The 17,726-nt window shown below is 44.9% G+C and carries 14 protein-coding genes; 6 read left to right on the plus strand and 8 right to left on the minus strand.

Going from position 1 to position 17,726, the window contains the following annotated elements; all coding sequences use genetic code 11:
• Positions 1-318: 318 nt before the first annotated feature.
• A complete protein-coding gene (locus AM228_RS25635; RefSeq protein ID WP_054469758.1) occupies positions 319-522 on the minus strand; it encodes a hypothetical protein in 204 nt (67 codons plus the stop codon).
• Positions 523-954: 432 nt separating this feature from the next.
• Here AM228_RS25635 and AM228_RS25640 point away from each other — a divergent pair, with 432 nt between their 5' ends.
• Complete coding sequence (locus AM228_RS25640) at positions 955-1,824, plus strand: NAD(P)-dependent oxidoreductase (protein WP_054469759.1); 870 nt, start codon at positions 955-957, stop codon at positions 1,822-1,824.
• 911 nt (positions 1,825-2,735) lie between these two features.
• Entirely contained in the window at positions 2,736-3,332 is a 597-nt protein-coding gene (locus AM228_RS25645; RefSeq protein ID WP_054469760.1) for a class I SAM-dependent methyltransferase, read from the plus strand.
• Between the two features lie 511 nt (positions 3,333-3,843).
• Here the strand turns inward: AM228_RS25645 and AM228_RS25655 are convergent.
• A complete protein-coding gene (locus AM228_RS25655) occupies positions 3,844-5,985 on the minus strand; it encodes a S8 family serine peptidase (protein WP_054469762.1) in 2,142 nt (713 codons plus the stop codon).
• A gap of 470 nt (positions 5,986-6,455) precedes the next feature.
• Here AM228_RS25655 and AM228_RS37040 point away from each other — a divergent pair, with 470 nt between their 5' ends.
• Positions 6,456-7,577, plus strand: coding sequence for a hypothetical protein (locus AM228_RS37040; protein ID WP_072160926.1), 1,122 nt, complete (start codon positions 6,456-6,458; stop codon positions 7,575-7,577).
• Positions 7,578-7,650: 73 nt separating this feature from the next.
• Here the strand turns inward: AM228_RS37040 and AM228_RS25665 are convergent, their stop codons facing one another.
• From AM228_RS25665 to AM228_RS25685, 6 genes are all read right to left on the minus strand, one after another.
• The gene (locus AM228_RS25665) at positions 7,651-8,010 is read right to left on the minus strand and encodes a redoxin domain-containing protein (RefSeq protein ID WP_054469763.1); all 360 of its coding nucleotides are present in this window, start codon (positions 8,008-8,010) and stop codon (positions 7,651-7,653) included.
• Positions 8,011-8,291: 281 nt separating this feature from the next.
• Positions 8,292-9,776 (minus strand): hypothetical protein, encoded by a 1,485-nt coding sequence (locus tag AM228_RS25670; RefSeq protein ID WP_054469764.1) that lies wholly within the window; start codon positions 9,774-9,776, stop codon positions 8,292-8,294.
• Positions 9,777-10,026: 250 nt separating this feature from the next.
• Positions 10,027-11,199 carry a quinone-dependent dihydroorotate dehydrogenase gene (locus tag AM228_RS25675; RefSeq protein WP_054469765.1) on the minus strand — a complete coding sequence of 391 codons (1,173 nt, stop codon included), beginning with the start codon at positions 11,197-11,199 and terminating at the stop codon, positions 10,027-10,029.
• A 256-nt stretch (positions 11,200-11,455) separates the two neighbouring features.
• Positions 11,456-14,263, minus strand: coding sequence for a preprotein translocase subunit SecA (gene secA, locus AM228_RS25680; RefSeq protein ID WP_054469766.1), 2,808 nt, complete (start codon positions 14,261-14,263; stop codon positions 11,456-11,458).
• Between the two features lie 272 nt (positions 14,264-14,535).
• Positions 14,536-14,667: a hypothetical protein gene (locus AM228_RS36445; RefSeq protein ID WP_255353269.1), complete on the minus strand. Its 132-nt coding sequence runs from the start codon at positions 14,665-14,667 to the stop codon at positions 14,536-14,538.
• 382 nt (positions 14,668-15,049) lie between these two features.
• A complete protein-coding gene (locus AM228_RS25685) occupies positions 15,050-15,982 on the minus strand; it encodes a hypothetical protein (protein WP_054469767.1) in 933 nt (310 codons plus the stop codon).
• A 115-nt stretch (positions 15,983-16,097) separates the two neighbouring features.
• Between AM228_RS25685 and AM228_RS25690 the strand changes: the two genes are divergently transcribed.
• The 3 genes from AM228_RS25690 (at position 16,098) to AM228_RS25700 (ending at position 17,564) form a co-directional block, all read left to right on the plus strand.
• On the plus strand, positions 16,098-16,628 hold the full coding sequence (locus AM228_RS25690) for a COP23 domain-containing protein (RefSeq protein WP_054469768.1): 531 nt from the start codon (positions 16,098-16,100) through the stop codon (positions 16,626-16,628).
• Positions 16,629-16,801: 173 nt separating this feature from the next.
• Positions 16,802-17,056, plus strand: a complete 255-nt coding sequence (locus tag AM228_RS25695; protein WP_054469769.1) for a UPF0175 family protein — start codon at positions 16,802-16,804, stop codon at positions 17,054-17,056.
• Positions 17,040-17,564 (plus strand): DUF3368 domain-containing protein, encoded by a 525-nt coding sequence (locus tag AM228_RS25700; RefSeq protein WP_054469770.1) that lies wholly within the window; start codon positions 17,040-17,042, stop codon positions 17,562-17,564. Before AM228_RS25695 ends, AM228_RS25700 begins: the two co-directional genes overlap by 17 nt.
• Positions 17,565-17,726: the final 162 nt, after the last annotated feature.

The following is a 17,726-nucleotide window of genomic DNA, read 5'->3' on the forward strand; positions in this document are numbered from 1 at the left end:
GTTTCTGGCTTAACTTTTAGGCTAAGAAACCCGGTTTCTTGCGTCAACCCTTGCGGAAAACTTAAACTAAAATAGAAACCGGGTTTCTGGGTTAACTTTTAGGCTAAGAAACCCGGTTTCTTGCGTCAACCCTTGCGGAAAACTTAAACTAAAATAGAAACCGGGTTTCTGGGTTAACTTTTAGGCTAAGAAACCCGGTTTCTTGCGTCAACCCTTGCGGAAAACTTAAACTAAAATAGAAACCGGGTTTCTGGGTTAACCAACAACAAACAAAAACAAACAACCAACAACCACCAACCAACAACAAACAACCATCAACTAATCATCAGGAAATTGCCAACAGGAAATATGCTCAATATTTCTGCTGCCACATTCGGGACAAAGATTATCCTCCGAAGAATCAACCCATTCAGCCTCGCAATTGCGACAATGACAAAAAATATTATTTCTATTAGCAACTGCTAAATTTTTTCGCCACTGTTCTAACTCTTCCGTAGTAAATAACACAGAATTTGGTTCCATAAGAAAATCCCCATGCTTAGTTATATCAAATTTGCTTGCTCAATAGATCCGGGGAATTTATCCCCTGCAAGGATTCAGGTCAAGGGCTTGACCGGGGCATATGTTGGAGTAAAGTTGTGATATCAATATAGATTACTTGATAGATTACTTGCCAAAGCTACCATACCGAAAGACTTTTTAACAGTTGCCCCAGGCACAACTGGTAGATATGCTATTGGCACAGGAAAAAAGTAATAGAGGGGTTGTCACGGTAGCGCCAGATTTTTTTAGGCAAAATTAGGATATGCTTTTCACCAGGCACATAGGACACGAAGAGAAACCGAGAACCAAGAAAATAAACCGGGTTTCTGGCAAAACTTATGTCTGGCCGAAATTGTCTAAAGAAACCCGGTTAAGGAAATAAAAAAAACTTGTTTAGATGTTGTTTAGATTATGAAAAAACTATTACTTACAGGTTGTAGTGGCTTTCTGGGCTGGAATATCTGCCAAATAGCGGGCAAAAAATGGCAAGTATATGGGACTTACTTGGCTCATCCCCTAGTAATCCCTGGGGTGAACTTATCCCAATTTGACCTAACTAATTACCAGGAACTTAAACACCTATTTCAAGAGGTAAAACCCGATGCGGTGATTCACGCGGCGGCGGCTTCCCAGCCGAATTTTTGTCAAAACCATCCGCAAATTTCTCAGGAAATTAATGTGACCGTTTCTGCTAATATTGCCGGATTATGTGCTGATGCAGAAATACCCTGTGTGTTTACTTCCACGGATTTGGTTTTTGATGGGTTAAATCCGCCTTATCAAGAAACCGATTCGGTGTGTCCCGTGAGTTTTTATGGGGAACAAAAAGTTATGGCTGAAAATGCTATGTTATCCCGCTATCCTTTGACGGCAATTTGTCGAATGCCGTTAATGTTTGGCAATGGTGGCCCGGTAGCCGAAAGTTTTATTCAACCGATGTTGGCGAAATTGCAAGCGGGGGAAGAGTTGTCTTTATTTATGGATGAGTTTAGGACTCCGGTCAGCGGCAAAACTGCGGCAGAGGGGTTATTATTGGCCGTGGAAAATCAGTGGCAAGGAATTATCCATTTAGGGGGGAAAGAACGAATTTCTCGTTATGATTTTTTCCGCTTGTTAGTGGAAGTACGGAAGTTAGAATCCGCGAAGCTGAAACCCTGTTTGCAAAAAAATGTGCAAATGTCAGCCCCGCGTCCTCCAGATGTGTCTTTGGATAGTTCTAAAGCTTTTGGTTTGGGCTATAATCCGCCGTTATTAAAAGAGGCGATCGCATCGCACATTTAACCCAAGAAACTCACCAAGAGACCGGGTTGCTGAGATAACTGAGATAACTGAGATAACTGAGGTAACTTTGGCATTGTCACCGAGATTTAAATAGACATCTCCAATAATTAATTGCCTGTTACTCCAGTCCGTTCGCTCTCGCGGCGCGGATGCGCCATCAAGCCTTTATATAAAGTTATTTTTTAATTTACAAATGTTGACACAAAATCTTGATTAATGATGATAAGTTAATCATTATATAGTTAATTCAAATGTGCGATTCGTTCCCGTGAAAAGTGGAGAATAATATTCAAAACGTGCGCGGGGTATTTCTTCCAGCCGTCTGAAAGAAAGATAACTCTTGAGATGTGTGAGACAGTCCCACAGACAAAGACTTCTGTGGAGCCATCCACTCTTGTCATCGACATCAGCCCCACGGAGCGGAATACCTATCAATCTTGTGAAGCGAGCTCTCCCGAAGCCGATAAGACCTAAGCAGATGGTCAAAAAAGTTGGCATATGAGTCAATTGCTCATGGATAGCGTTATGGGAACCATCGTCTTGAACCCTCCTAGTAACTAAGTGGCGAAACTGCTTGATACGCCGCGCACAAAAAGTGACTGGAGAAATCCTAGGAATTCACTAGGAAAGAGACGGAGAAATAAATGAAACACTGGATATTGCCTCACCCCCCCTCACCCCCAACCGACGCCTGCCCCCTCGCGGGGGGCGGCCATAGTTGGGATAGGGGGGAAGAGGGGGAGAGGAGGGGAGTAAGACTTATGTCAGAGTGGCGGCTTTTCAAATCCCTCTCCCAACTTGGGAGAGGGATTTAGGCTGAGGGCTGACTAAAATCCTATTCTTATTTGAAATGATTATATTTGATGTAGCGATCGCCTAATTTAATCGGAGATTTGGGAGAATCATCGCCAATGAAAAAAGAAGATTTTTTTAACACCTGGTCACTCAGCTATGATTGGACATTTCCCTCAGTTTTTTACCAAGCAGTTCACCAAAGATTGCTAAAATATGTCACCCTGCCGCCCCAACCTAATGTCTTGGACATTGGCTGTGGGACAGGCAAACTTTTAAACCGTTTAGCCGGTCACTTTCCTGAATTACGGGGAACCGGATTAGATTTTTCTCCGGGAATGTTGGCCCAAGCAAGACAGTCTAGAAACCATCGCCCTCGACTAATCTTCATTCAAGGCAACGCCGAGTCTTTGCCCTTTGCGGAATCACAGTTTGATGCGGTATTTAATACCATTAGTTTTTTACATTATCAGCACCCGAAAAAGTTTTTATCGGAAGTGCAGCGAGTGCTCCGTCCAGGGGGGCGTTTTTATCTAGTTGATTCAAGTTTTAAGTATCAAAAAGAACCGATACATATTTCATTTTCTCCCAAAGGCTTTAAACTGTATAGCCCCGAACTCCGGGAAAAAATGGGAGCCACAGCGGGCTTAACTTGTTTGGGACATTATTATTTAATTACCCCAGTTTTACTGACAATTTTTGAGAAATCTAGATAAAGCACTTGTCAGAGTTGTGAACTACAAAAAACCCTGTCATTCCCGCGCGGGAATCCAGAAAACCTCTGTACTTCCGCATTGCGGGCGATCGCATTGCGCCCCTACGATATAGATTGATCTGCTGTAGGGGCGCTACGGAAAAGCGCCCCTGATGTATTGTCTAAACTACAATTGAAATAGCTATACCATTAAAATTTGGGCGCAAGCATTGCGCCCAAATTTACCTATAAATTATAGGAATAATTTTTTGGGTATGAATACATATTTGGACAGAAAAATCCGCCGCATTCCGACATAAATATTATCCTATAATTATTGGATCATATAATATAATATATTGTCAGAATATTGTCAGAGTTATGAATTACAAAAAAATCTGTCATTCCCGCCCCACGCCTAAGCTCGCTTCGCGCAGGCTTCGCGCCTTCGCGGGGGTAAAGGCGGGAATCCAGAAGACCTCTGTACTTCATCGGGATCATAACCGCTATATTTATCCCGGAATGCTTTGCCCTTACAATCCTAAGTTTAATTCCCAATTATTCAAAGTTCCCGTATCCCCAGGAACACAATCAACAACGATTAATTTCCAGGTGCCTTTGGCGGACAATCCGGCAAATTGGCGAAGCAGGGGAGTATTTTGCAAATTATAGGATTTGTTTAGCTGAGTTTGACTGCCTAAATTCCGACTTTGGAGTTGGACGATTTTTTGGTTTGGTGCCATTAAATAGATTTCAATATCGCCCAAGAATTGATGTTGAATATTCACCGTAACTTCAATATCCTTAACAGGGTTACTGTCAGAAATTGACACTTCACTGGTGATGCCTGGGGCATTGGTGGTGCCGAAGACATTTAAAGGAAATAAACTGTTAGCAGACGCTTGGTAGTCAGGAATTTTAAAGATTTGAGAGATGCGCTGTTTTGTCCAGCGGGAAATCCACCGTTGCACCGCATAAAGTTGATGGGCATAAGCCACGGCTTTTCCGGCATTGACTTTGCCATAGCCAAACCATTGAGAATGTCTGTTGCTGTCATAAGTGCCTAATTTAATCCCTAATTGGGGATCAGGGTCAGGGTCAACGATTTTATCGGCGGTTTGTTCGAGTATTTGCTTAACTTGTTTGGCGGTGAGATCGGGATTGGCCGAAAGGACTAAGGCGGCAACTCCGGCAACCACCGGGCAAGCACTAGAGGTGCCGCCAAAGTATCCGGTAAAGTCGGTTTGGTCATAGCCCGCAGCCCCTACCCGGTCTGTGGTGAAAACTCCTAGACCGCTGAGAGATTGGGTGATTTGTGGGGCGGTGGCAATATAGCCCGTTTCCGGCAACCAAATGCCAGGAGGGGCGTTGTTGCTGGGGGCACAGACGGAAATGGATTTGCCCCAATTACTGTAGGCGGCTTTTTTGTTCAAGCTGGTGGAGGCGGAAACTGCAATTACGTCGGGGTGAGTGGCAAAACCACTCAGCCATTGAGTGCGCCCGGAGATGACATTGTTCGGCCAGCCGGTTTCATTTACGGTGTCGGAGGTGGGGCGGTTGGAATTGCCAGCGGCGAAGACAATGACGCAACCTTTGCCCTGCCGACCTTGGGTGGCAGCGCGAGTGACCGCCGCCTGTTGCCGCAGGGAGAGGGGAAAGTGGACGGCGGAAGCCCCCCAACTGCAAGATATGACTGAGGCGCCTTTGGTGGATGCCCAGTCAAATAGATCCTCGATGGATTTGTCGTCTAAATAGCCGGTGGTTCTAATGGGCATCATGGCACAACCAGGGGCAACGCCAACAATGCCGGTGCCATTTTCTTCGGCTAAGGCAATTCCGGCGCAAGAGGTGCCATGATTGTCTTCGGCTGTACCGGGTAGGGGGAGGAAGTCTTTGTCTTTGAGGTCGCGGGGGGCGACGATTTTTCCTAGACCTTGAAAGTCTGGGTGGTTGAGGTCAATAGAGTCGTCGGTGATGGCGATGACCACGGAACGCAGCCCTCTGGTGATGTCCCAGGCTGATTCGACGTTGATGTGGGAGTTAGCGGCAAGTTGAGCGCCGCCAGTGTGGTTGAGATACCATTGTTTGTGATAAAGGCTGTCTTGGGGGCGGTAGTGTGCCTGGGTTTCCGTGATGATGTTGGGTTCGGCGATGAGGACTTGTTCGGTACGCATCAGCCGGTTGGCAATTTTGATGGGATTTTCCCGACATTCGCGGGTTAGTTCAAAGATGAAGGTGTGGGGAATTCCTTCGAGGGGTCGAAGGAGTTTGAGTCCGACGGCAGTGGCGATCGCCTGTTGGGTGGCTGGGTCTACATAGTCCGCAAATTGAATGGTGATTTCATTGCCCAAATACACCAAGAATCCCGGATCGTTTTGTCCTTGATATACATGACTGACAAATTCCACTACGTCCAAGGATCGGGCTTGTTCCATTGCGGCTGCCAGGTTTTCTGGTTCCACTATGAATACTTCTAAATTAGTGCGAGTAACCGTTTTATGTTGTTTGGCGGGAATAATTCTGTCCCAGTCCATCGCCTCTGAGGTGGCCGGACAGATGGTGAAGCGATCGCGCACCTTCACCAGGGGAATTTCTTCCCCACCTCGTTGTAAGAAAATGCCGAGATTTTCATCAGCCAAGCCAACGCCTTTGTAGGAAAGATCGATATTTGTCATTACATGAACTCCTTGAGAAACCGCTTAATCTCGATGCCCCTTCGCTCTCCACGCTCCGAATCCTATGGTATATCTTCGGCGATCCACAAAACAATTGACACAAACATAATTGAGGAATTTTAGGCCGGAATTCGTGATTATTCCTTGCGGCTTTAACCAAGAATGTTAAGATATCTAAAAATTTGGCATTTACCAAATTGTTTTCATCCAACCAGTCGCGGTCAATGGCTGACTCAACCGGAGACAGTCTTGGAGCGAAGATCCTGGACAATCAAAATATCTTCGTAAGATATTAACAAGTTGCCGGTTGCGATCGATGAACGTTTCTCTTTCTTGATCTAACAGTCAGAACCGTTGATTATTTGTCTGTGTCCTGGGAAGCGGTATTCCCCGCCCCGCTTTCCCCCGATCGTTTCTGAAGCATTAGATGCATGCTTTAGTTCACGGTAGTTGTTAGCGGGATGATCTCCATGTTGGTATCTTTTGCCTCAATTCGGCTTTTTGCTTTGATTCATTTATTCTCCCTTCCTTTAGTGGCTTCATTAAGTTTGATGCCCTCTGCGGCTGCCCAGGAAGCCATGCCGGAGAATAATTCTGCTAATTCTGATAATTCTGCTAATTCTCAACAGTCTAACCCAACCACAAATCCCCTCGGTTTCTCCCCAAATTCAGAGAATCCGACTAGGCCACAAAATCTTCGTCCTTTAGCGCAAGAAACCAGTGTGTTAAGCCTAGTGGGGGGAAATCGTTTGATGGCCGAGGCTAAAAGTGCGATCGCTGAAGAAAATTATGCCCTGGCCGCTGAAAAACTACAACAAGCCCGTCAAATTTTTAATCAGCTATCTAATTTTCATCAACAACTCTCCAGCACCTTCTCAGGATTGGACAATAAAGTTGCGGAATGGCACCGTTATCAAGCGGTGGAAACCGCCCAAAAACGAGATGAAGCCACTTATGAATTGGCCTTAATTCATCGCCGTCAAAATGAGCCGGAACTTTCGGTTCCTTTGCTGATTCAAGTGATTCAATCTCAAGGAATTGGCCGAGAATTAGGCGCACAAGCGGATCAGCTACTATTAGAATTAGGGTTTGGGCCGAGAACTTCAGAAGCCAACTCGGATCCGGAAACCATTCCGCCCTTGGCACGGGAAAATAGTTTACTCGGTATCGAAGCGGGAAAGCGGTTATTGGAAAAAGCAAGAGAAGCGATCGCTCAAGAAAACTATGCTGGCGCTATTGAACAACTACAACAAACCCGTGGGATGCTCAATCAACTGTCTAATTTCTCAGAACAACTAGCGGCAGCTTTTTCCGGCATTGATAATGACAAATCGGATTTTTATAGAGATCGAGCCGTAGAAACTGCCCAAATGAGAGATGAAGCTACTTATCAGCTTGCCTTGGTTCATCGCGCTGACAACAAGCCAGAATTAGCCATTCCTTTACTGATTCAAATCATTCGCTCTCAACAGCCGACTCGCGAACTGGGACAACAAGCTTATCAACAGTTGTATGAATTGGGATTTGTAGACGCTCCTTATTCCAATAATGCCAGCGAATCTACTCCCGGAAATTTTTCCTCTAATCCTTAAAATTTTCTTTAATTGTTAGCATATAGAGACGCGAGCGATCGCGTCTCTATTGTTTTTAGAACATCAAACAAAATTACATCATAATCATCAATTTATTTCGGAGAAAAGAAAAAAAAATCTGGTAATATTGAGCAAATTTTTGCCCGGCTAAAGGAGAGTTTGAACTAATGCTAATTACTTGAGTATTTAACTGCTTAAACTCGGGCATACAGTCGCGAAAAGTTGCCGCAACTTGACGACAAGAGGGCAATTCATCATTGCCATAAAATAATAAAACAATGGGCGTCCCTGCTTGTTGTGCGAGAAAAACCTCTTGTTCTTCAATGGTTGGCAAAACAAATAAAGGCGCTGGGTCTCCCGCAGCGAGAATTTTTGTTAATTGTCTCATAATTAGAAACCGGGTTTCTTGGTTTAAGTCTTGGTTTTTTGGCATAGTTTCACGCAGAAACCCGGTTTCTTAATTTAAGTTTTGGTGGTTTAAGTAGACGGGCAGAAATATAGCGGTTATTGTCCCTTCGGAAGTACAGAGGTTTTCTGGATTCCCGCCTTCGCGGGAATGACAGGTTTTTTTGTACTTCATCACTATGACAATTGCTATAAATGCATCACAGACCCCATGAGAAAAAAACTGTCATTCCCGCGAAGGCGGGAATCCAAAGCCTATCGGCGGGGAACTAAAAGTGCAATTAATTATGTTCACCTACTTAACATGAGTTAACCCAGAAACCGGGTTTCTTGTTCAACTTGAGTGTTCTGTTGTCTGAACTGCTGTAATTCTCGATATTCCGGCTTCGGTTCAGGATTACAGACTAACTCACCGCTTTGTCTGACGCCTTCTTCGTTCAAAAGTTCAAAAATTGCCTGAGAATTTTGTTGAGTTGCTTTTTCATCCAGCAATGTGGGGCTGAAAGTGTTAATCGAAATTGAATTTACCCCAAAATCGCGATCGGGAGTAATGACCGTGACCACTTCATCCCCGGCAATATTTTTCACTTTCACCCCATAAGCTTGGCGAGGATCTTCGGCTGCATAACAAGAATCCGCTTGTGGATCGACCAAACTATAACCGAGGGCAGAAAGCGCTTCTACTACGCGATCGCCTATTTCTGCTCGTAATTGAGAACTCAAAATCGCCAATTTTGCCTGTTCCACAATCTCTCCGAGTTGTGGCTGCAAGGTTTCAATTTTTGCCCCTAATTCTTGGAGAATTTCGGTGGTTAAACTCCCTTCATTGGTAGTTAGTTGACTTTCTATGGCCGCTAAGTTTTGTTCATAAGCAGTCAGCGCCCCAGCACTCCAGTAATCCACCTCTAATTTAAAGGCTTCCGCATCTTCATCACTGCCAATTTCAATGGTGCATTGTCGGTTAGCTTGGACTTCGGCAATTAAACTTCTAATATCTTGTAAGGCAGCATTATAAAGTAGCAACCATTCTTGTTCTTTTTGTTCTATTTCTAACCGTAAATCGACTAAATCTAGATAGGTTTTTTGACTGGTGGCGATCGCGGCTTCACTGACTCCGGCGGCAATATTATTTTTCGCCATATCCAGCGATCGCTGTAACTTTGCCAACGCACCGGGAGCAAACCGTTGATGTTGATAATCGCGATCTATGGCTAACCAAATTTCGCGCACATCCGCCAACAAATCCTGAGCTAGTTGATTTTTGCGTTCTTGACTTTTATGGATATCCTGAATATCCTGCACCATGCGATCGATTTGTTGCTGAAGCTGAAGCTGACCTTTTTCTCTCGCTTGGCGTTCCTGGGTGAATAATTGCTGATATTCTTGACGCTGTTCTCTAGTCAGCCGTAAATATTCTTCGCGCTGTTGCTCAAACCCCGCGTGCATTGCCAATTTTAGGTCATGTTTTTGGCTGGCGATCGCTTGTTCTTGGCGCAACTGTGCCTCTTGCAAAGCGGACTTAAATTGCTCTCGCTGTTGCTGTAAATATTGATGAGTATTTTCTTCTAAATTTTCTAAATAACTTCTCAGTTGTTTAGTTTGTTCCGCTTGTCTTTCCTCCCGTTCTGCCAAATATCTTAACCGTTGCTGCATCTCCTGCCTGGTTTGCTGTGCCACCGCATTTAATCGGTCTGGTAAATCTTGCTGCACCGACCGTAAACGGCTTTCTTGTTCCCGCAAACGCCGTAATTCTGTTTCGTCTACTCTGATATACCGCCGTTTTTCACCGCTCATGTTGCACTCCCCGGTTGTTTGTAGCTCCGGTCAATGTTTACCCGAAAACATATTACCACTGCTCTGGACTTAAACAAAAAACATTGATTGTTGATTGTTGTTTGTTGATTGTTGATTGTTGATTGTTGTTTGTTGTTGGTTATTTGTTATTGGTTAATTTCGCGCTTCTAAAAAGCCCCCCTTTTTAAGGGGGGTTGGGGGGATCGAAGCCGGTATTTTGCCAGAATTGTCTATTGAAATGAATCTAATTTTATTTTCCCGCTGAATGAGCCATACCGATCGCCTGACTCAAACTGGTTAAATTATGCGCCGCTAATTTATCTAATAACCCCTCACAAATTCGCCGAATCATCCAGGGGCCTTCATAAATTAACCCCGTATAAATTTCTAGCAAACTTGCCCCAGCAGTAATCTTTTCCCAAGCATCTTCAGCGGTAAAAATTCCCCCAGTACCAATAATCGGCATTTGTCCGCCTGTTTCCTGCCAAATAAATCTAATAATCTCTGTAGAACGCTGTTTTAAAGGTGCGCCACTCAGACCGCCCGCTTCTGCTGTCACAGGTTGACCCGTTAACCGAATGATTTGAGTTTTTAAACCCTCGCGGCGAATGGTCGTATTTGTGGCAATCATTCCGGAAATTTGGTAATTTTTCGCCACCGCGATCGCCTCAGAAATCGCGTCCCATTCTAAATCGGGAGCAATCTTAACTAAAATAGGTTTAATTCCCTGATTTTCCTGTTGCAAAACATCCAAAATTGCTGACAACTGTTCCGCCCCTTGCAAAGTTCTTAAACCCGGAGTATTGGGTGAGGAAACATTCACCACAAAATAATCGCCTAAATCTTTTAACAGCCGAAAACTGCCCAAATAATCAGCCGGGGCATCTTCTAAGGGCGTGACTTTAGACTTGCCTAAATTAATTCCCAAAATTGGCCAATTTTCTCTAGTTTGATCCGTAGTTCGATCGCTGAATTGACTTCTTTTCCATTCCGATAAACGGGTGGCTAATGCTGCCGCCCCTTGATTATTAAAACCCATCCGATTAATCGCTGCTAAATCCTCTGGCAAGCGAAACATTCGGGGACGAGGATTACCCGGTTGCCCGTGAAATGTCACCGTTCCCAATTCCGCAAAACCAAAGCCCAACTTTGACCAAACCCGCGCAGCGGTGCCATTCTTATCAAACCCCGCCGCTAATCCAATGGGATTGGGAAAATTCACCCCCCATAAAGACATTTCTAAGCGGCGATCGCTGCACTGAAAAGAACTCGCCACTTGTCCCAGAATCCAGTTACTAAATGGCAGATTACTGGTACTATCCCAGGCGCTCAAAACTTCCATTGTTTGATGATGCCACCACTCTGGATCTGGTTGTAATCCAGAGAAAATAATGGGACGAATTGCACTTTTGTAAATATCCATTTTTTTGTTATTGGTTGATTGTTATTGGTTGATTGTTATTGGTTGTTTGTTGTTGGTTGTTGTTTGTTGTTTGTTGTTTGTTGGTGGTTGGTGGTTGTTGGTTGAGGGAAAGTGAAAAGTCGTAGGGGCGAATGGCCATTCGCCCGTACAAGTGAAAAGTCGTAGGGGCGAATGGCCATATAGCCTGACGGCATGGGCTTCGCCTAACGCCCGTACAAAAGAATTATCACTGGTCAACCGTCAACAAATCATCAGATTACCCCACAGGTTGCTGTTGAGGGGCTGATTGTAATTGCGGCTGGAATTGGAATAAGGAATAAACCACATTCCGTCGAATATCCGTCATCATATCCAAGAACAATTCATAACCTTCGCTCTTGTATTCAATTAACGGATCTTTCTGACCGTAACTCCGCAAACCGACCGCTTCCCGCAAGCCATCCATTTGCTGCAAATGTTCGCGCCAAAGGGTATCAATTTGCTGCAAAATAAAGAACCGTTCCGCTTCTCGCATTAAACCGGGACGAATTTGATCCACTTGACCTTCTTTGAGGTCATAAGCAATGCGGACTTGTTCATAGAGGAAAGTTTTGATTTCGTCCATTGATAAATCTTCTAACTGAGACGGTTCCATATCCCGCAGCAGATAGACAAACTCTTTCACTTTACTGACTAATTTCTCCAAGTCCCATTCTTCCGAAGGTAAGTCAGGATTGATATAGTAATTTACGATATCATCCATCGTTTTTTCCGCATAAGTAATCACCTGTTCTTTCAGGTCTTGCCCTTCGAGAACCCGACGGCGTTCGGCATAAATTGCCCGCCGCTGGTTGTTCATTACTTCGTCATACTCAAACACCTGTTTTCGGATGTCATAGTAATAGGTTTCCACCTTTTTCTGCGCCCCTTCCAGAGAACGAGTCAGCATCCCAGATTCGATGGGAATATCTTCATCTACTCGGAACATTTGCATCAAGCCTTTGACGCGATCGCCCCCAAAGATTCGCAGTAAATTATCTTCCAAACTGAGGAAAAACTTCGTCGAACCGGGGTCGCCTTGACGACCAGCGCGACCGCGCAATTGGTTATCAATGCGCCGTGATTCGTGACGTTCAGTACCAATCACGTGCAAGCCACCGAGGTTGACAACTTCCTCATGTTCTTTATGAGTGAATTCCTCATATTCTTCGCGGATTTTATTGTAAACCGCCCGCAACTTTTGAATCACCGGATCTTGGGTCGGGGCTTTCTCCGCAGCGATCGCCACTTTATCCTCCGCTTCCAGTTCTTCTAAACTGCGTTCTCCATAAGTAGCCACCGCAAAATCTACCGCTTCTTTCAGCATTTTTTCCGCATTTGCGGATAATCCCGTGGGGAAAATTTGCGGAGAAACCTTCCAAGTTTTCACTTTTTGACCGGGAGCAAAGCCTTTCGCCGCCGAACGTTTTTGCGTACCCGGTACTTTGGCAAAACTTAACTCATCTTCAGTTTCCGGTTTGACAATTTTGGGCATCAAATACTCGCGCACTTTCAAGCGGGCCATATACTCCGCATTCCCACCCAAAATAATGTCAGTCCCCCGACCTGCCATATTAGTAGCGATCGTCACGGAACCTTTGCGACCTGCTTGGGCAACAATTTCTGATTCCCGTTCCACATTTTCTGGTTTAGCATTCAGTAATTGGTGGGGAATTTCCAACTGACTTAACAACTGAGAAAGCAGTTCTGATTTTTCCACCGAAGTCGTACCCACCAACACCGGACGACCTAATTCATGCATCTCTGCACATTCTTGGGCGATCGCCTTCCATTTCCCCTGTTCAGTCTTGTAAACCACATCGGAAATATCCCGGCGTTGTGATTTCCGGTTCGTCGGAGTCACCGTCACTTGTAGATTATAAATCCGCTCAAATTCTGGTTCTTCTGTTTTAGCAGTTCCCGTCATCCCACCCAACTTGGGATAAAGCAAGAAAAAGTTTTGATAAGTAATCGTCGCCAAAGTTTGAGTTTCCGGTTGAATCGGTAAATTTTCTTTAGACTCGATCGCCTGGTGTAAACCATCACTCCAGCGCCGACCCTGCATCACCCGTCCGGTAAACTCATCCACAATCACCACTTCTTCACCACGGACGATATAATTCACATCCTTAATGAACAACTCTTTGGCTTTAATGGCATTAAAAATATAATGAGCCCAAGGGTCTTTGGGGTCGTATAAATCCTTCACCCCCAAAATTTCTTCCACCTTCTCAAAACCTTCATCAGCCAAAATCACATTGCGAGCCTTTTCATCCACCTCGTAATGCTGATCTTTTTCCAGTTTTTTGGCGATTTCCGTAGCTCTGTTGTACTTTTCTGTTGGTCGTTCCACCTGACCAGAAATAATCAAAGGCGTCCGCGCTTCATCAATTAAAATTGAATCCACTTCGTCAATAATACAGTAATTAAACGGACGCTGTACCACCTCCGCCATTGAAGTGGCCATATTATCCCGGAGATAGTCAAATCCTAACTCACTATTCGTGCAATAAGTAATGTCACAAGCATAGTTTTTCAGTCGTTCATTGGGGGACATTCCTTGCTGAATTAGACCTACAGTTAAGCCCAAAAAACGATGGACTTGACCCATCCATTCCGAGTCCCGACGGGCCAAATAGTCGTTCACTGTCACCACATGAACGCCTTTACCGCTAAGGGCATTTAAATAAGCGGGTAAAGTGGCCACCAGGGTTTTACCTTCCCCGGTTTTCATTTCCGCAATTTGTCCTTCATGGAGGATAATTCCACCGAGCAATTGCACATCAAAGTGGCGCATTCCTAAAACCCGTTTCCCGGCTTCTCGTACCACGGCAAAAGCTTCTGGGAGAATTTCGTCTAAAATTTCCTTTTCGTCAGCGAGGGTTTTAGCTTTGGCTAACTTTTGTTTGAATTCGGCGGTTTTACCTCTTAATTGATCGTCACTAAGTTTCTGGATTTGTTCCTCGGCGAGGTTAATATCAATCACCAAGGGCTTATATTTTTTGACTTTCCGTTCGTTAGGATCTCCTAGAATACTTTTAAGCATGGTATCGCAATTTATTATAGGTTGTAGGGGTTAATGGTGTCAAGTTTACTCACCGCTTATGTGAGGTTCAGACTATGTTTAATTGAGTGATTTTTCTCCTCTCAGGTTTTCCGATCTTATTGGTTCCTAGGAATATCCCAAAAACCCTGACTTAGACAGCTAAAAGCTGATGGGAAGAAGAAGTCACTCTTGACAATAGCCCGGAACGATCTTTACGATCGCTGATAGCTTCTGCCTGACATCGAATTTAATTCTAGCACTATCTTGCCCGATTACACCGATAGTCTGTTAGGGTCGGCTAACCCAGATGACCCATAGCCTTGACCTTCTGTGACTGAATCATCGCCAACCCTGATAGACCAGCGATCGCACTCTTCATCCCTACCCGGTTGCCGATGACTCACTCCCCAACCATGGGTGAAGCGAAGAACAACCAAGGGGAATCGCTTCTAGACCAGGAGGTTTTTTAGGAGGTTTTTATCGATCGCTGCGGTAAATTTACCCCTAACAAATTCCGCTGAATGCTGATATTAGACCTATTCTAAAATAACGTATCGATCCCCCCAACCCTCTTTTTAAGGGATGATTTTTATAAGGAAATCACTCTTGTATATTATAAGTAGACCGGCAGAAATAAATGCACCAAAGACCCCATGAGAAAAAAACTGTCATTCCCGCGAATGCGGGAATCCACAGCCTATCAGGGGGAAGCGAAAAGTGCAATTAATTATGTTCACCTACTTATTAGCTGATTTCCGTAAAAAATCAACTAATATCAACTGTTTTTTAGGAAATATTCACCAGAGAACGCCGTAAGATAATCATCTGTGAACCCACCACCGGACTGCGAGCCACTAAATTTTCTGCTCCATCTCTAATTTCCAGGATACTAAAGTCTAATCCTTTGACTTCTGCCAGCAGTTTACTAGCAAATTTATCCTGCTGTGACGTAGTTAAATTATACCAAATATCATTTAGCTGCACTTGCAAAAAGCTGCGTTTAAAATCGGCATTAATTGATTTAATCAACTCCTGAGAATAGTCACGATTTAATTGATTAACTTGATTTTCAATTGACGCAATTAAAATCTGTTCTGGAGTTAATGGCAATATTTCCTCTGTGATAGAATCATCGAATATTTCTGGCTCAGATTCCGCGATCGCCTGCTCGGATTCCGGCGTTGTTTCCGTTGTGGTTTCCGGCGGTAATTCCGGCGGTAATTCGGCTTTTTCTGAAGGAGTTTCGGGAATTTCCTCTGCGGTAGATTCTGTCTCTGGTACTTCCGGTGGTATTTCCGATTCCTGGGGCGGATTTTCGGTGATTTCTGTCGGAGTTTCTGGCGGTAATTGGGCGATTTGTTCGGCAGGTTCTGGGGGCATTAATGTGGTAGTTGTCAACAGAATTACCAACAATAAACCAGCGATCGCACTTGTTAAACCCCAGTCGGAAAATTGCCGATTTATCCCTGCGGGTAAAAGGGCGCGAATCGGTCTTAAAACCTGGCGCACAGCGATCGGGGCTGGTGGCAACAATGGGGCAGTGGGGTCAGCTTCCAGTTTTTCCAGGGTCCCTTCTAAAACAGCGATCGTCCCCCGCAGCAATTTAATAACTTGCAACTTCACCACTGAAGGCTGGGGCTGACTTCTGCGAACTCTGGGGTTTTCCCCTGGTTCTCGTCTTTCTGGTCTGGGTCGATTATTTGGGGGTTCTTGGCTCATAATTTCTGGGTCATAAACTTATGTAAAAACTCGGTTTCTGGACGGGAATTCCTACCGGGCAACATGAAACAAATATTATAGAAGAATCTTCCCACCGCTAAGGGAGTCTACCCCTATGTCAACTCAGCCTTTCACCAGCAAACTTTTCCGCTTGTCCGGTTTAGCATTACTCACCCTCGGTTTGGTTAGCTGCCAGGAGAAAAAAAGCGAAATTCCCATTGTCACCGCCCGCTACTTCTGCGGGCAAGACGCCCAAGGGACCTACACCACCTACGCCGAAACCCCCAAAGGAAAACAAGCCATTATCCGCTGGAAATCGGAATATTTCAGCAAATCTGGCTGGACCCCTAAAGCCCGGTGTGAAGAAGTTTCGCCCCAATTCCAGCAAGCCGCTGACAATAATCAGCTTAACTACATCACCAACGATACCCGAAATAACTTGCCCATAGTCTGCGCGGCGATCGACGAAACCGAAAGATGCGGCATGATGTTGTTTACCCTGCGGCCAGAAGATGACCCAGAAACCGTGAGAGAAATGTTAACCAACTTGGGCAAAGGTGGCGCTATGGACCCAATTCCGCAGAGTGGCGGTGATAAAGTCTATATCCCCATGAGCGAGGTTCTGAAAAACACACCTGCGGAATAATTACCTCAATCGATTGAACGCCCTTATGTAGGGGTGATTCGCGAATCACCCCTACCAGGACTTACGCACTCTATACCCTCGTTCCCAGGCTCCCGCCTGGGAATGCCCTCCCGGAGGCTCTGCCTCCTGCGATCGACCATTTTGACACGAGGCCAATAAGGAGAATTTTAACTATGATTGTGCAGCTTAATATCCCGGATTCGATTGTCAAATCAATTCGTTTACCAGAAAATCGGATTGAATCGGAACTTTTAAAAGAATTAGCGGTAGCTTTATATGCCCAAGAAATGCTCTCGTTTGCACAGGCTAGAGAACTGGCGAAAATGGGACATTATGAATTTGGTCAGTTATTGGGAGAGCGAAAGGTGATTCGTCACTACGGGGAAGAGGAACTTCAAGAGGATTTAAACTATGCCCGTGGGGTGTAGGGGCGAATGGCCATTCGCCCCTACTTCGCCAATTTTAAACTTGGCGATTATTGGACGGTTGTCACTACTAAGCCAACAATTCGGGGCAATTCATATCGCCACAGGGGTATTGGAGGAATTGCGCGTTGAGGAAGACCTTCCCGGTTCCGAGGCAATTCGTGAGGCGATCGCCTCACAATGGCTGATTGTTGTGCCAATAGAAAATACCCCATTCGTGCAATTGCTTAGGCAAAACTTAGATCGAGGTGAAGCAGAAACGATCGCACTTGCGTTGACTATGCAAGCTGATTGGACTTTGTTGGATGAACTGGAAGGTCGAAGAATTGCCCGTTCTTTGGGACTAAATATCACTGGAATATTAGGAATTCTCATGCGTAGTTGGCGAATGGGTGAGTTATCTTCCGTTCGAGAAGAGATGAATCAGTTGCGCGATCGGGCTGGTTTTTACATTGCCCCCGCTTTATTCAGGCAAATTTTAACGGAAACTGGGGAAATTGACGATCCTTAGTCAGCCAGCTAACAGAATAACTTGCCTGCGGAATGATGGGTAGGGGCAAATCGCCCGCGATCGTCATTAATCGCCAGGGAATCAATTCCCTGGCTCAAAGCTCAAGTCCATTAAAATGGACTCAAAGCCCGATTTCACAAGTAATATAGTCCTCTTCAGAGG

The organism is Planktothricoides sp. SR001 (assembly GCF_001276715.1).
Lineage (GTDB): Bacteria > Cyanobacteriota > Cyanobacteriia > Cyanobacteriales > Laspinemataceae > Planktothricoides > Planktothricoides raciborskii.

What these genes read in the sequence shown, in the direction of transcription:
- AM228_RS25700 (WP_054469770.1), top strand. Translation starts at nt 17,040, where the DNA reads ATGCCCGTGGGGTGTAGGGGCGAATGGCCATTCGCCCCTACTTCGCCA.
- AM228_RS25690 (WP_054469768.1), top strand. Translation starts at nt 16,098, where the DNA reads ATGTCAACTCAGCCTTTCACCAGCAAACTTTTCCGCTTGTCCGGTTTA.
- AM228_RS25640 (WP_054469759.1), top strand. Translation starts at nt 955, where the DNA reads ATGAAAAAACTATTACTTACAGGTTGTAGTGGCTTTCTGGGCTGGAAT.
- AM228_RS25695 (WP_054469769.1), top strand. Translation starts at nt 16,802, where the DNA reads ATGATTGTGCAGCTTAATATCCCGGATTCGATTGTCAAATCAATTCGT.
- AM228_RS25675 (WP_054469765.1), bottom strand. Translation starts at nt 11,199, where the DNA reads ATGGATATTTACAAAAGTGCAATTCGTCCCATTATTTTCTCTGGATTA.
- AM228_RS37040 (WP_072160926.1), top strand. Translation starts at nt 6,456, where the DNA reads ATGTTGGTATCTTTTGCCTCAATTCGGCTTTTTGCTTTGATTCATTTA.
- secA (WP_054469766.1), bottom strand. Translation starts at nt 14,263, where the DNA reads ATGCTTAAAAGTATTCTAGGAGATCCTAACGAACGGAAAGTCAAAAAA.
- AM228_RS25645 (WP_054469760.1), top strand. Translation starts at nt 2,736, where the DNA reads ATGAAAAAAGAAGATTTTTTTAACACCTGGTCACTCAGCTATGATTGG.
- AM228_RS25665 (WP_054469763.1), bottom strand. Translation starts at nt 8,010, where the DNA reads ATGCCAAAAAACCAAGACTTAAACCAAGAAACCCGGTTTCTAATTATG.
- AM228_RS25655 (WP_054469762.1), bottom strand. Translation starts at nt 5,985, where the DNA reads ATGACAAATATCGATCTTTCCTACAAAGGCGTTGGCTTGGCTGATGAA.
- AM228_RS25670 (WP_054469764.1), bottom strand. Translation starts at nt 9,776, where the DNA reads ATGAGCGGTGAAAAACGGCGGTATATCAGAGTAGACGAAACAGAATTA.
- AM228_RS25685 (WP_054469767.1), bottom strand. Translation starts at nt 15,982, where the DNA reads ATGAGCCAAGAACCCCCAAATAATCGACCCAGACCAGAAAGACGAGAA.
- AM228_RS25635 (WP_054469758.1), bottom strand. Translation starts at nt 522, where the DNA reads ATGGAACCAAATTCTGTGTTATTTACTACGGAAGAGTTAGAACAGTGG.